The following is a 12,619-nucleotide window of genomic DNA, read 5'->3' on the forward strand; positions in this document are numbered from 1 at the left end:
GTCAACAAAGCTCTCGCGACTATCCCCCGCTAACGCTAATGTAGGTCCGCCGCCGGCATCACAAGACCGGCAAATGTGCACCCGATTTGTTGACTAAAAGCCCGCGCCTGCTATGTGTCGCGCACCCTTTTCAAGGGCTCTCCCAAGCCCCCCAAACCCCCACTTCTGGAGGAACCATGACGTCGCGTGAACAACATGACCGGATGGCCAATGCGATCCGCTTTCTCTCCATGGACGCCGTCGAGAAGGCAAATTCCGGCCATCCAGGCCTGCCCATGGGCTGCGCCGATATCGCCACGGTGCTGTTCACGCGCTTCCTGAAATATGATCCCAAGGCCCCGCACTGGGCCGACCGCGACCGTTTCATCCTGTCGGCCGGCCATGGCTCAATGCTGCTCTATTCGCTGCTGCATCTGACCGGCTACGAAGACATGACCCTCGACCAGATCAAGCACTTCCGTCAGTTGGGCTCGAAGACCGCCGGCCATCCCGAATATGGCCATGCCGCCGGCATAGAGACGACGACGGGCCCGCTCGGCCAGGGTCTCGCCAATTCGGTCGGCTTCGCGCTCGGCGAGCGCATCATGAACGCCGCCTTCGGCAACGATCTCGTCGATCATTACACCTATGTGCTGGCCGGCGACGGCTGCCTGATGGAAGGTGTTTCCCAGGAAGCCATCGCGCTTGCCGGCCATCTCAAGCTCAACAGGCTGATCGTCTTCTGGGACAACAACGACATCTCGATCGACGGCCCGGTCTCGCTGTCCGACAACACCGATCAGGTCGCCCGCTTCCAGGCCTCCGGCTGGAATGCCAGCCACATCGACGGCACCGATCCGGAAGCCATCGCTTATGCCATCGAAGCTGCCCGCCATTCCGACAAGCCGACGATGATCGCCTGCAAGACGACCATCGGCTTCGGCGCGCCAACCAAGGCCGGCACCAACAAGGCGCACGGCTCCCCTCTGGGCGCCGACGAAATCGCCGGCGCGCGCAAGTTCTTCAACTGGGATTCGCCGCCCTTCGAGATTCCAGCCGACATCCTTGACGCCTGGCGCACCGCCGGCAAGGCCGGCGTCAAGGCGCGTACAGACTGGGAAGGCCGCCTGGCCAAGGCCGATGCCAAGCTGAAGGCCGAGTTCGAGCGCCGCATCAGCGGCAAGCTGCCGTCCAATTTCGACGCCGTCATCGCCGACTACAAGAAGAAGCTGTCGGCCGACAAGCCGAAGGTCGCCACCCGCAAGTCTTCCGAGATGGCGCTGGAGGTCATCAACGGCGCCGTGCCCGAGAGCATCGGCGGCTCCGCCGACCTGACCGGCTCCAACAACACCAAGACCAGCCAGACCAAGAACATCACGTCGGACGACTATGGCCAGCGCTATGTCCACTACGGCATCCGCGAGCACGGCATGGCCGCCGCGATCAACGGCCTGACGCTGCATGGCGGCCTCATCGCCTATGGCGGCACCTTCATGTGCTTCTCCGACTATGCCCGTCCGTCGATGCGGCTCGCCTCGCTGATGGGCATCCGCTCGATCTTCGTCATGACCCATGATTCCATCGGTCTGGGCGAAGACGGCCCGACCCATCAGCCGGTCGAGCATCTGGCCGCATTGCGCGCCATTCCCAATCACAATGTCTTCCGCCCGGCCGACGCCGTGGAAACCGCTGAATGCTGGCAGATCGCCCTGGAGTCGGAAAAGACGCCGTCGACGTTGGCGCTTACCCGCCAGAACCTGCCGACGGTACGCAACGAATTCGTTGCCAACAACTTGAGCAGCCAGGGTGCCTATGAGCTGGCTGCCGCCAGCGGCGAGGCAACGGTGACGATCTTCGCCACCGGCTCCGAGGTCGAGATCGCACTCGGCGCCCGCGACCTGCTGGAAAAGCACGGCCATCCCACCCGCGTCGTCTCGGTGCCCTGCTTCGAACTGTTCGACCAGCAGAGCGACGACTACCGCAAGAAAACGATCGGCAACGCGCCAATCAAGATGGCGATCGAAGCCGGCATACGCCAGGGCTGGGATCATCTGATCGGCTCCGACGGCATCTTCGTCGGCATGACAGGCTTCGGCGCCTCGGGCACTATCGAGCAACTCTATCCGCATTTCGGCATCACCGCCGAAGCCGCGGCCAAGGCGGCGGAAGCCCGCCTGCATAACAAATAGGTTCAAGGTTCGGCGAAATCGCGTAAGGCGGTCTCGCCGGGCCGGCCCAACTCAATCGATTTAAATCCACGCCGCTGCGGCTGGATTCTTTCTGCTTCCACAGCTATGAAACTGCGGACCCCTCATCCGCCCTCCAACTCCCAGGGAGAGAATTATGACCGTCAGAGTTGCCATCAACGGATTCGGCCGCATCGGCCGCAACATCCTGCGCGCCATCCATGAATCCGGCCGCAAGGACATCGACGTCGTCGCCGTCAACGACCTCGGCCCGGTCGAGACCAACGCGCACCTCTTGCGCTACGACAGCGTGCACGGCCGTTTCCCGCATGAAGTCTCGGTGTCCGGCGACCAGATCACCGTCGGCAAGGAGACGTTCAAGGTCACCGCCATCAAGGATCCGACGCAGCTGCCGTGGAAGGAACTGGGCATCGACATCGCGCTCGAATGCACCGGCATCTTCACCGCCCGCGACAAGGCAGCGGCACACCTGACCGCCGGCGCCAAGCGCGTCATCGTTTCGGCCCCGGCCGAAGGCGCCGACCTCACCGTCGTCTACGGCATCAACCACGACCAGTTGACCAAGGACCATATCGTCATCTCGAATGCCTCTTGCACCACCAACTGCCTGGCGCCGCTGGCAGCCGTGCTGCACGAGACGGTCGGCATCGAAAAGGGCATGATGACGACGATCCATTCCTACACCGGCGACCAGCCGACGCTGGACACCATGCACAAGGATCTCTACCGCGCCCGCGCCGCTGCCCTGTCGCAGATCCCGACCTCGACCGGTGCCGCCAAGGCGATCGGACTGGTGCTGCCCGACCTCAAGGGCAAGCTCGACGGCATCTCGATCCGCGTGCCGACCCCGAACGTCTCGGTCGTCGATTTCAAGTTCATCGCCAAGCGGTCGACCACGGTGCAGGAGATCAACGAAGCGGTGATCGCCGCCTCCAACGGCAAGCTCAAGGGCATTCTCGGAGTCACCCATCACCCGAACGTGTCGATCGACTTCAACCACGATCCGCGCTCCTCGATCATGGCGCTCGACCAGACCAAGGTGATGGACGGCAACTTCGTGTCGGTGCTGTCCTGGTACGACAATGAATGGGGTTTCTCCAACCGCATGGGCGACACATCGGTCGCCTTCGGCAAGACCATCGCCTGATCACAAAACTCTCTTTTCGAGACTTGGAACGCCCGGCTTTGCCCGGGCGTTTTTCATGAGCGCAGCTTGCGCCTTTCCAAATTGTGTCCTGGACGCCAAAACATCCAAAAATCAGCGGCATAGGCCAAAAAGCCACCCTGCCGCCTTGCACTGGTCACGTCTTCGCCCCACTCTCTCGCAAAGCAGGAGACAGACGAATTTGAGGGGCTGATTTCAGGATGGAGCATGCGATCTATCTCGTCACGCTGGTCGGCACAGCGCTTGTCGTCGCCGCCGCGTTTTCGAGCCTGATCGCCTTCCGCTTCGGCGCCCCTCTTCTGCTCCTGTTTCTCTGCATTGGCCTCGCCACCGGCACTGATGGTCTCGGCATCCAGTTCGACAACGCCCGCATCGCTTATTTTGCCGGCTCACTGGCGCTGGCGGTCATCCTGTTCGATTCCGGTTTCGGCACGCCGCTCAACGCCTTGCGGCAGGCAGCCGGCCCGGCGTTGTCGCTGGCGACCTTCGGCGTAATTCTGACCACCGGCCTGTTCGGCGCCGCCGCCCATTATCTGCTCGATCTCACCTGGCTGGAATCCTTCCTGCTCGGGGCTGCCGTCGCCTCCACAGATGCGGCGGCCGTGTTCTTCCTGTTGCGAGCCGGCGAGATCAATCTGCGCGAACGCGTGCGCTCGACGCTGGAGGTGGAATCCGGCACCAACGACCCGATCGCCATCTTCCTGACCATTACGCTGGTAGAGATCATCGCCGCCCACGCCAACCCCGAGACCAATGTTCTGGTCACCAGCCTGTTTCTCGGCTTCCTCCTCAATATGGGCCTCGGTGCAATCGTAGGCGTGCTGGGCGGTCTCGCCATCGTGCGCCTCGTCGACCGGCTCAATCTCGACCACGGCCTGCTGCCGATCTTCGTGCTGACCTTGTCGCTGATGGTGTTTGCAGCAGCCGGCGCCATTGGCGGCTCAGGCTTCCTGGCGGTGTATATCGCCGGCCTTATCGCCGGCAATTCCGACATCCGAGCCGTCACCATCCTCAAGCGTTTCCAGGACGGCATGTCGTGGCTGGCGCAGATCATCATGTTCCTCATCCTCGGCCTGTTCGCGACGCCGTCGCAGTTTCCGGCGATCATGGTGCCGGCGGTGCTGCTCGGCCTATTCCTGATGTTCGTGGCGCGGCCAGTCGCCGTCTGGCTCTGCCTGATCCCGTTCCGTCTGCCGCGCCCCGAAGTCGCCTTCATCTCGTGGGTCGGCCTGCGCGGCGCGGTGTCGATCCTGCTCGCCATCACCCCGCTGCTCGGCGGGCTGGAAAACGGCCGTGTCATCTTCAACAGCGCCTTCATCATCGTGCTCGTGTCGCTGGTCATCCAGGGCTGGACGGTCGGACCGCTGGCGCGCCGCCTCGGCCTGATCGTACCGGCACGGCTCGGACCGCTGGACAAGGTCGAGCTGGAACTGCCGGGCTCGGCCCATCACGAGCTTCTCGCCTATCGCGTCGCACACGGCAGCCCGGTGGCGCGCGGCGAGCGCATCCCGCGCTGGGCACGGCCCTCGCTGGTGCTGCGCGACGGCCGCTCAATGCGCTTCCAGGACATGGGCCGGCTCGCCGCCGGCGACCAGGTCTATATTTTCGTGCCGGACCGCTATCCGCGCCTGCTCGACAAGCTGTTCGCCAGCCGTGCCGTGGTCGATCCCGAGGATGCCGATTTCTTCGGTGCGTTCGCGGTCGACCCCGCGCGCTCAGCCGCCGAACTGGAAGCGGCCTATACGCCGGGCCTGACCGAAGCGGAGCAAAAGCTCACCGTTGGCGCGCTGGTCACGGCGCGGCTCGGCGGCCATGCCGAATATGCCGACCGCGTCCTGCTCGGCCCGATAGAACTGATCGTCCGCGACGTCGACGACAAGGGCAAGATCATAGGCCTCGGTCTGTCTTTCGAGCCGACCGCGCCGGTGGCGCGGGTGCCGGTCTTCCTCAGCGCCGGCGAAATCGGCGATCGGCTTTCCGCCTTCATCCGCAACTGGCGCAAGCCGACCGAGACGCAGGAGGCCGAGGCGCGGACGGACGAAAAACCGGCCCCGGAGCCAGCGCCGGAAAAGGCAGCAACCGAAAGCTGACAAACCGCTATTGAGCGCTGCCATTCATCCGCCCCGCCGGCGCAAGATCGTACCCACTTCAAAATTTCGGTTCGAGCGCGCCCTAAGCCTTGCATCGTCACCGATGCGGGGTATGGTCCCCCGGTTTTTCGCGAAAGGAACCCGCATGGCCGCCTTCAAGACACTCGACGATATCGGCAACATCAGCGGCAAGCGCGTGCTGGTGCGCGTCGACCTCAACGTGCCTGTCGCCGACGGCAAGGTCACCGATGCCACCCGCATCGAACGCATCGCACCGACTATCGCCGAGCTATCGGCCAAGGGCGCCAAGGTCATCCTGCTCGCCCATTTTGGCCGCCCCAAGAATGGCCCCTCGCCCGAATTCTCGCTGGAGCCTATCGCCAGGGCGACAGCCGACGTGCTCGGCCGTCCCGTCGGTTTCGCCTCGGATTGCGTCGGCGACACGGCCGGAAGCGCTGTCGCCGCCATGAACAAGGGCGACGTGCTGCTGCTCGAAAACACCCGCTTCTACAAGGCCGAGGAGAAGAACGAGCCGGCCTTCACGGAAAAACTCGCCGCCAATGGCGATATCTTCGTCAACGACGCCTTCTCGGCCGCGCACCGCGCGCATTCTTCGACGGAGGGGCTGGCGCATCTGTTGCCGGCTTTTGCCGGCCGCACCATGCAAGCCGAGCTTGAGGCGCTGGAGAAGGGCTTGGGAAAACCGGTTCGTCCGGTCGTCGCCATTGTCGGCGGCGCCAAGGTCTCGACCAAGATCGATCTGTTGATGAACCTGGTGAAGAAGGTTGATGCCCTCGTCATCGGTGGCGGGATGGCCAACACCTTTCTTGCCGCGCGTGGCACCAATGTCGGCAAATCGCTGTGCGAGCATGATCTCGCCGCGACCGCCAAGCAGATCATGATCGAGGCGGCCGAGGCCGGCTGCGCCATCATCCTGCCGGTCGACGGCGTCGTCGCCAGGGAGTTCAAGGCGGGCGCGGCCTGCGAGACCGTCGCCATATCGGATGTGCCGGCCGACGGCATGATCCTCGATGTCGGCGCCAAAACCGTGACGGCCATCGGCGAATGGATCGACCGCGCCGCGACACTGGTCTGGAATGGCCCGCTCGGCGCCTTCGAGATCGCGCCCTTCGATCATGCGACGGTGGCAGCTGCCAAGCACGCGGCGTCGCGCACCAAGGCCGGCAAGCTGGTCTCGGTCGCCGGCGGTGGCGATACGGTGGCGGCGCTCAACCATGCCGGCGTCGCCGACGACTTCACCTATGTCTCGACCGCCGGCGGCGCTTTCCTGGAATGGATGGAAGGCAAGCCGCTGCCCGGCGTCGACGTCTTGAAGCGCTGAGGCTCCGAGGCGATCAACACTCGGAGAGCGAACAAGGCCGCCCGAGGCTTTCAATCGATTCGAGCTTTCCGATGCCATTCCTTTGGCGGTAGACTTCCGTTAAGCGCGGAACAACCGTTCAGGAGAAGCCACAATGAGCGAACGTCTCGAAGACATTGCCGCTGCGATCGTCGCCGATGGCAAGGGCCTGCTGGCCGCCGACGAAAGTTCGGGCACCATCAAGAAGCGCTTCGACGTCATTGGCGTCGAATCGACAGCCGACAGCCGCCGCGATTACCGCGAGATGATGTTCCGCACCAGGGAGGCAATGACCCGCTACATCTCCGGCGTCATCCTCTATGACGAGACGATCCGCCAGAAGGCCGCCGACGGCACGCCGCTGGTCGACATCATCAAGGCGGCCGGCGCCATCCCCGGCATCAAGGTCGATGCAGGCGCCAAGCCGCTGGCCAGGTTTCCCGGCGACACCATCACCGAAGGCCTCGATGGCCTGCGCGAGCGCCTTGCCGACTACTACAAGCTCGGCGCCCGCTTCGCCAAATGGCGCGCGGTGATCGACATCGATGTCGCCAAAGGCGTGCCTTCGGGGACCTCGATCGGCTCCAACGCCCATGCGCTCGCCCGCTATGCCGCTCTTTGCCAGGAAGCCGGCATCGTGCCGATCGTCGAGCCGGAGGTGCTGATGGATGGCGCCCACGACATCGACACCTGCTACGACATCTCGAAAGCAACGCTGATCAAACTTTATGACGAACTCCATGCAGCGCGCGTCGTGCTGGAAGGTACTATCCTGAAACCGAACATGGTGCTGGCCGGCAGGAAATCAGGCAAGGTGAGTGGCCCTGAAGAAGTCGCGGAAAAGACTATAAAGCTGTTCCGCGAAACCGTACCGGCAGCCGTGCCGGGCATCGCCTTCCTGTCCGGCGGCCAGGAGGACGAGGAGGCGACCGCCAACCTCAACGCCATCAACGCCATCGGGCCGCACCCGTGGAAGCTGACCTTCTCCTATGGTCGCGCGCTGCAGGCCGCGCCACAGAAAGCCTGGAGCGGCAAGGCCTCGAACGTCGCCGCCGGTCAGGCCGCCTTCACCCATCGAGCCCACATGAACCATCTGGCAGCGCTCGGAAAATGGAAGGCGAGCCTGGAACAGGCCGCCTGACCACAGTCCTTTCTTCCTCCTTCGAACCCGGGCCGATGCGCCCGGGTTTTTTGTTTGTGACTTGCCGAGCTTGGGGCGGAGCCTCTCCGTCCTTATTTCCTCTCGGGCGATGTCGGGTTGTGCTCATCCCGAACGTCCTTGGAATGACACTTCAGGGAGAGGTTCATGCATCGAAACAAGGTCGTTTCGCGCGAAGACTGGTTCCAGGCGCACAAGGCGCATCTGGAGCGCGAGAAGGAACTGACGCGGCTCCGCGAGCGGATCGCGGCTGAGCGACGTGAATTGCCCTGGCTGAAGATCCGGAAGGACTATGTCTTCGAGACCGGGCAAGGGCCGAAGAGACTGGCCGACCTGTTTGCCGGCAGCAGCCAGCTGATCGTCTATCACTTCATGTTCGGGCCGGGCTGCGTCAATCATTGCGAGGGCTGCTCATTCCTTGCCGACCATATCGACGGCGCCAATCAGCATCTGCGGCATCACGACGTGTCGCTGGTCGTGGTTTCGCGCGCTCCACTGGCGGAACTTCTGCCTTACAAGCAGCGCATGGGCTGGAAGTTCGATTGGGTGTCGTCCTATGCCTCGGATTTCAACTTCGACATGCAGGTCTCCTTCACCGACAAGCAGATCGCCGCCGGCGACACCACCTACAATTTCGAAACCCGTCCACGGACATCGAAGGAGCTTCCCGGCACCAGCGTTTTCTACCGGGACGAGACCGGCGACATCTTCCTCACCTTCATGTCGCGCGCCCGCGGCGGCGAGGCGCAGATCGGCGCCTACGACTATCTCGACATGACGCCGAAGGGCCGCAACGAGAACGGCCCCTATCATGGACTGATGGATTGGGTGCGGCTGCACGATGAATATCAGGGCAAGCAAGCGGGGCAGGCGAGTTGCTGCGATTGAAGAGCGTTCCCGTCGACCAAAACATGCGCTAAGGCTGCCGCTGATCGTTTAACGGTACTGCTATGCGCTTCCCGGCCCTACTCACCTGGCTCGCCTTCCCGGTCTATATCTGGCAAGGCCTCGGCGTGCGACGCCGCACCACGCGCATGCTGCCGGCGCAAGGGCCGGTCATGCACGAAATACCAGGCAAGGCACCTGATATCTCGCTTCTGGTGCTGGGCGATTCCTCCGCCGCGTCGGTCGGCATCGGCAATTCGGAAGATGGGCTTGCCGCGCAACTCGCCGTGCTGATTTCACAAAGCACAGGTCGCGCCGTGCGCTGGCGGGTGGCTGGTTTCAATTCGGCAACGTCGGGCCAGATCCGCGACCATGTCCTGCCCAATCTGTCGGCCGATCCGTGGACGCATATCGTGCTGGCCATCGGCACCAACGACGCCAAGAATTTTCACTCCGTGCCGCGCTTCAAAAAGGAGTTCGGTGGCCTGCTCTACGGCCTGCGCGCCAAATGGCCGGAAGCACGCGTGGTGTGGTCGCCGGTGCTGGAGTTCACCCGGGCGCCGGCCATGCCGCCGCTGCTCGGAAAAATTCTTGAGATTCGCGCCACCGACATGAACCGGATGGGCGAACGCCTTTGCCTGGAGCGCGGCGCGGTGCCGGCGCCGCGCCTGCCGATCACTAATCCGGAAGCCGGCTTTGCCTCGGACGGCTTTCACGCCTCGGAAGCAGGCTACCGGGCTTGGGCCGAGCATCTGGTTGGCCCGGTGCTTGGCAATTGGGCACCGACGACAAGTGCCGTCCTACGTCAAATGCCCGAGCACGGCCGCCAGTGAAATCGCGGCCATGGCGAGCAGTGCCAGCTTCCAGAAATCGCCGCGTCGCTTGAGGCCTGGCCAGCCGAGCGGCTTGATCAGTTGAATGACCATGAAACCGACGATGACAAGGGCGAGGAATTTCGTCATGCCGCCTTTGACCAGCAACGCGTCCGGCTGTCAAAGCACGTCGTTCATTGCCTGAGAAAGAACGACGCCGCGATCCTAGACTAGGTCGGAACGCGGCGCCCGTCTGCGACTGGGAAAACGATCTACTTCAGCGGCTTGAGGCCAGCCTCGATCGAAGCGCGCTTCGGTTCGAGGAATGGCGGCAAGGCGAGGCTTTCACCCAGCCTTTCCAGCGGCTCGTCGGCGGTGAACCCCGGTCCATCGGTGGCGATCTCGAACAGGATGCCGTTCGGCTCGCGGAAATAGAGCGAACGGAAATAATAGCGCTCGACCTCGCCGCTCGACGGCAGCCGGAACTCGGCCAGCCGCGCCGTCCATTGATGCAGCGTCTCCTGGTCCGGCGCCCCGAAGGCGACATGGTGAACCGCACCCGCGCCTTGCCGTGCCGGCGCCAGTCCCGGCTGCACCAGGACATGCAACTCCGCCGCCGGCCCGCCCTCTCCCATTTCGAAGACGTGAACCTGCCCCTCCGGCGAGACATAGTCGCGCGCCTTGCGCATGTTCATCACTTTGGTCACCACCGCTTCGGTGTTGGTGATGTCGGGAACGCTGATGACGATCGGCCCGAGCCCGCGTATCTGGTGCTCGACCGGTACCGGGCTTTGCGCCCAGGGATGGCTGCCGCCCTTGCCGCCATCGCTGACCAGGCGCAGACGCTGGCCCTCGGGATCTTCGAAGTCCAACGACGCATAACCGCCGATGTCGGCGACCTCTCCAGTTGCCAGGCCTTCATCGGTCAAGTGTTGCTTCCACCAGGCAAGGCTCTCCCGGCTGCCGACCCTGAGGCTGGTCCGCACGATGCTGTGCGTGCCGCGCCGCTCGCGGCCGACCGGCCAGTCGAAGAAGGTAAGGTCGGTGCCCGGCGTCGCTTCGCCGTCGGCATAAAAGAGGTGGTAGGCCGAGGTGTCGTCCTGGTTTACGGTCTTCTTGACCAGCCGCAGACCCAGCACCTTGGTGTAGAAATGAAGATTGCCAGGCGCATTGGCGGTGATGGCGGTCAGATGGTGGATACCTGTCAGTTGCAAGCTCATCGCCGTCTCCCTGTTGTTGGGGAAGAATTTTCTCCCTTCATATCAGACCTGCGGTCACCCCGCTGAAGGCCTCGTATTCCGACAGTCCGTCGCCGGACGCTGAACAGCGGCGCCGAAAACAACGTCGTCGCCATGACATTCGGACGTCGCAAACCTGCCTTGAGGCACCGCTCGATGCGGCGAGAAGCGATGCCTTGCCTGCGGCGCGCACACCGGCCGCAACTATTGTCTCGCGCCCTGACATCCTCCTGACAGACTGCTGTCAGGAGGGGTATGCGATAGTGCCTCTACACAGAGAGAGGAGACTTAGCCATGAACGGTTACACCATTCTGCGCGGCATGCAGCACTGTGTCGGCAAGATCCGGACGATGCGCAACGAGATCCGCACTCAGCGGTTCATGAACTCGCTGCCGGCGGACATTCGCAAGGATATCGGCTGGCCCGACATGTACGCGGACCGTGGCCCTCGCGGCAATTGAAGCCAATTTTTCGACCCGGCGATTGGATGTGGGCGCGTCAACGCCCAGATAACAAGCAGGGCAACAGGTCGACACGCGGAGCGCGCTTATGCCCGAACAAAAGACAATCGGTTTCCTTTTCATCGAAGGCTTCGCTGACTGGGAGTATGGGCTGCTGGCGGCCTCGGCGGTTGAATGGTTCGGCGCCCGTGCCGTGTCGCTGACGCCTGATGGCAAGCAGGTGACGGGCATTGGCGGCTTTCGGCTGATCCCTGATCGCGCAACAGGCGCCGGCGAGAATGCCGATCTCGATGCCATTGCCGTCATTGGTTCCGACCAGTGGACGGGCAAGGCACCGCCTGATGTAGGCGACCTGCTTGCCGCCATTGCATCGCGCGGCGGCGTGGTCGGCGGCATCTGCGCCGGCACGCTGGCGCTGGCCCGAGCCGGCCTTTTCGAGAAGGCCAGGCATACCAGCAATGGCCGCGAGTGGATCAAGGGTCATGAAGCCGGTTATGCCGGTGCCGAGAACTACGAGGATGTGCCGCATGCCGTGGCCGACGGCAACATCGTTTCCGCACCGGGCTCGGCACCAGGCACCTTCGCACTCGCCTTTCTGAAGGCGCTCTACCCCGAAAAAGGCAGCGATCTCGCACAGATGCGGACGCTGTTCGCCAAGGAGTATGCTGAAGCCTCCTGACAGTATGCTGTCAGGAGGGGCGTGCAATGGTGCCAGCTTCGGACACCGCGCATTGGCGTCAAAGGACGATCGATGAAGAGTTGGAACGACAGACTGAGCACACCAGGCATCAACGGCGTGAGGCCGACGCCGGGCACGATGGCCGATGTCGTCGAAGGCCAGCCTATGCTGGTGCCGACGGCGCGCCAGGTGGATGATTTCATCCGCTCGATTCCCGAAGGCGTCGAGATGGATGTGCGTGCGCTGCGTACAGCACTTGCCATCGAGCATGGCGCCGAAGTGACATGCCCGGTCACCATAGGCTATCATCTGCGCACTGTTGCCGAAGCCGCCAACGAGGACCTCCAGCGCGGTATGACGCTGAGTGACGTGGCACCGTTCTGGCGCGTGCTCGATGCGAAAACACCGACGACGAAGAAACTGTCCTTCGGCGCGGAGTTCGTCGCCGCGCAGCGCAAGCGCGAAGGGCTGAAGCCATGATACATGCCGCCCAAAAGTGTTCTGCGGTTTTGGGATAGCGGCATGCGCGAAAACACGATGCATGCCACCCAGAGGTGGACCGGTTTCGGGCGACATGCATAGA

Annotated in this window: 12 protein-coding genes; 10 read left to right on the top strand and 2 right to left on the bottom strand. The window is 63.3% G+C overall.

Annotated features, from left to right (window positions below):
- Positions 1–176 precede the first annotated feature (176 nt).
- From tkt to NKK51_RS21380, 7 genes are all read left to right on the top strand, one after another.
- Positions 177–2,168 (top strand): transketolase, encoded by a 1,992-nt coding sequence (gene tkt / locus NKK51_RS21350; RefSeq protein ID WP_352554502.1) that lies wholly within the window; start codon positions 177–179, stop codon positions 2,166–2,168.
- Positions 2,169–2,322: 154 nt separating this feature from the next.
- On the top strand, positions 2,323–3,333 hold the full coding sequence (gene gap / locus NKK51_RS21355; RefSeq protein ID WP_013529249.1) for a type I glyceraldehyde-3-phosphate dehydrogenase: 1,011 nt from the start codon (positions 2,323–2,325) through the stop codon (positions 3,331–3,333).
- Positions 3,334–3,551: 218 nt separating this feature from the next.
- Positions 3,552–5,441, top strand: a complete 1,890-nt coding sequence (locus NKK51_RS21360) for a potassium/proton antiporter (protein WP_352442026.1) — start codon at positions 3,552–3,554, stop codon at positions 5,439–5,441.
- 145 nt (positions 5,442–5,586) lie between these two features.
- The gene (locus tag NKK51_RS21365; RefSeq protein WP_352442025.1) at positions 5,587–6,783 is read left to right on the top strand and encodes a phosphoglycerate kinase; all 1,197 of its coding nucleotides are present in this window, start codon (positions 5,587–5,589) and stop codon (positions 6,781–6,783) included.
- Positions 6,784–6,916: 133 nt separating this feature from the next.
- Positions 6,917–7,942 carry a class I fructose-bisphosphate aldolase gene (locus tag NKK51_RS21370; protein WP_352554503.1) on the top strand — a complete coding sequence of 342 codons (1,026 nt, stop codon included), beginning with the start codon at positions 6,917–6,919 and terminating at the stop codon, positions 7,940–7,942.
- A gap of 165 nt (positions 7,943–8,107) precedes the next feature.
- Positions 8,108–8,848 carry a DUF899 domain-containing protein gene (locus tag NKK51_RS21375; protein WP_128305877.1) on the top strand — a complete coding sequence of 247 codons (741 nt, stop codon included), beginning with the start codon at positions 8,108–8,110 and terminating at the stop codon, positions 8,846–8,848.
- Positions 8,849–8,910: 62 nt separating this feature from the next.
- Positions 8,911–9,678, top strand: a complete 768-nt coding sequence (locus NKK51_RS21380) for an SGNH/GDSL hydrolase family protein (RefSeq protein WP_352554504.1) — start codon at positions 8,911–8,913, stop codon at positions 9,676–9,678.
- Here NKK51_RS21380 and NKK51_RS21385 read toward each other — a convergent pair.
- Positions 9,646–9,807: a hypothetical protein gene (locus tag NKK51_RS21385; protein ID WP_023810961.1), complete on the bottom strand. Its 162-nt coding sequence runs from the start codon at positions 9,805–9,807 to the stop codon at positions 9,646–9,648. The two genes, NKK51_RS21380 and NKK51_RS21385, sit on opposite strands and share 33 nt — an antisense overlap.
- A 122-nt stretch (positions 9,808–9,929) precedes the next feature.
- Positions 9,930–10,877: a ring-cleaving dioxygenase gene (locus NKK51_RS21390; protein WP_352554505.1), complete on the bottom strand. Its 948-nt coding sequence runs from the start codon at positions 10,875–10,877 to the stop codon at positions 9,930–9,932.
- A gap of 312 nt (positions 10,878–11,189) precedes the next feature.
- Here NKK51_RS21390 and NKK51_RS21395 point away from each other — a divergent pair, with 312 nt between their 5' ends.
- The 3 genes from NKK51_RS21395 to NKK51_RS21405 all read left to right on the top strand — a co-directional run bounded on the left by NKK51_RS21395 (position 11,190) and on the right by NKK51_RS21405 (position 12,516).
- Positions 11,190–11,357: a hypothetical protein gene (locus tag NKK51_RS21395; protein ID WP_352554506.1), complete on the top strand. Its 168-nt coding sequence runs from the start codon at positions 11,190–11,192 to the stop codon at positions 11,355–11,357.
- Positions 11,358–11,445: 88 nt separating this feature from the next.
- On the top strand, positions 11,446–12,036 hold the full coding sequence (locus NKK51_RS21400; protein ID WP_128305880.1) for a DJ-1/PfpI family protein: 591 nt from the start codon (positions 11,446–11,448) through the stop codon (positions 12,034–12,036).
- A 72-nt stretch (positions 12,037–12,108) separates the two neighbouring features.
- A complete protein-coding gene (locus NKK51_RS21405; RefSeq protein WP_352554507.1) occupies positions 12,109–12,516 on the top strand; it encodes a hypothetical protein in 408 nt (135 codons plus the stop codon).
- Positions 12,517–12,619: the final 103 nt, after the last annotated feature.

The sequence above is a fragment of the Mesorhizobium sp. M0011 genome (genome assembly GCF_040324155.1).
GTDB lineage: Bacteria > Pseudomonadota > Alphaproteobacteria > Rhizobiales > Rhizobiaceae > Mesorhizobium.

Coding starts and splice junctions, on each gene's coding strand:
- tkt (WP_352554502.1), top strand. CDS start 177: ATGACGTCGCGTGAACAACATGACCGGATGGCCAATGCGATCCGCTTT.
- gap (WP_013529249.1), top strand. CDS start 2,323: ATGACCGTCAGAGTTGCCATCAACGGATTCGGCCGCATCGGCCGCAAC.
- NKK51_RS21360 (WP_352442026.1), top strand. CDS start 3,552: ATGGAGCATGCGATCTATCTCGTCACGCTGGTCGGCACAGCGCTTGTC.
- NKK51_RS21365 (WP_352442025.1), top strand. CDS start 5,587: ATGGCCGCCTTCAAGACACTCGACGATATCGGCAACATCAGCGGCAAG.
- NKK51_RS21370 (WP_352554503.1), top strand. CDS start 6,917: ATGAGCGAACGTCTCGAAGACATTGCCGCTGCGATCGTCGCCGATGGC.
- NKK51_RS21375 (WP_128305877.1), top strand. CDS start 8,108: ATGCATCGAAACAAGGTCGTTTCGCGCGAAGACTGGTTCCAGGCGCAC.
- NKK51_RS21380 (WP_352554504.1), top strand. CDS start 8,911: ATGCGCTTCCCGGCCCTACTCACCTGGCTCGCCTTCCCGGTCTATATC.
- NKK51_RS21385 (WP_023810961.1), bottom strand. CDS start 9,807: ATGACGAAATTCCTCGCCCTTGTCATCGTCGGTTTCATGGTCATTCAA.
- NKK51_RS21390 (WP_352554505.1), bottom strand. CDS start 10,877: ATGAGCTTGCAACTGACAGGTATCCACCATCTGACCGCCATCACCGCC.
- NKK51_RS21395 (WP_352554506.1), top strand. CDS start 11,190: ATGAACGGTTACACCATTCTGCGCGGCATGCAGCACTGTGTCGGCAAG.
- NKK51_RS21400 (WP_128305880.1), top strand. CDS start 11,446: ATGCCCGAACAAAAGACAATCGGTTTCCTTTTCATCGAAGGCTTCGCT.
- NKK51_RS21405 (WP_352554507.1), top strand. CDS start 12,109: ATGAAGAGTTGGAACGACAGACTGAGCACACCAGGCATCAACGGCGTG.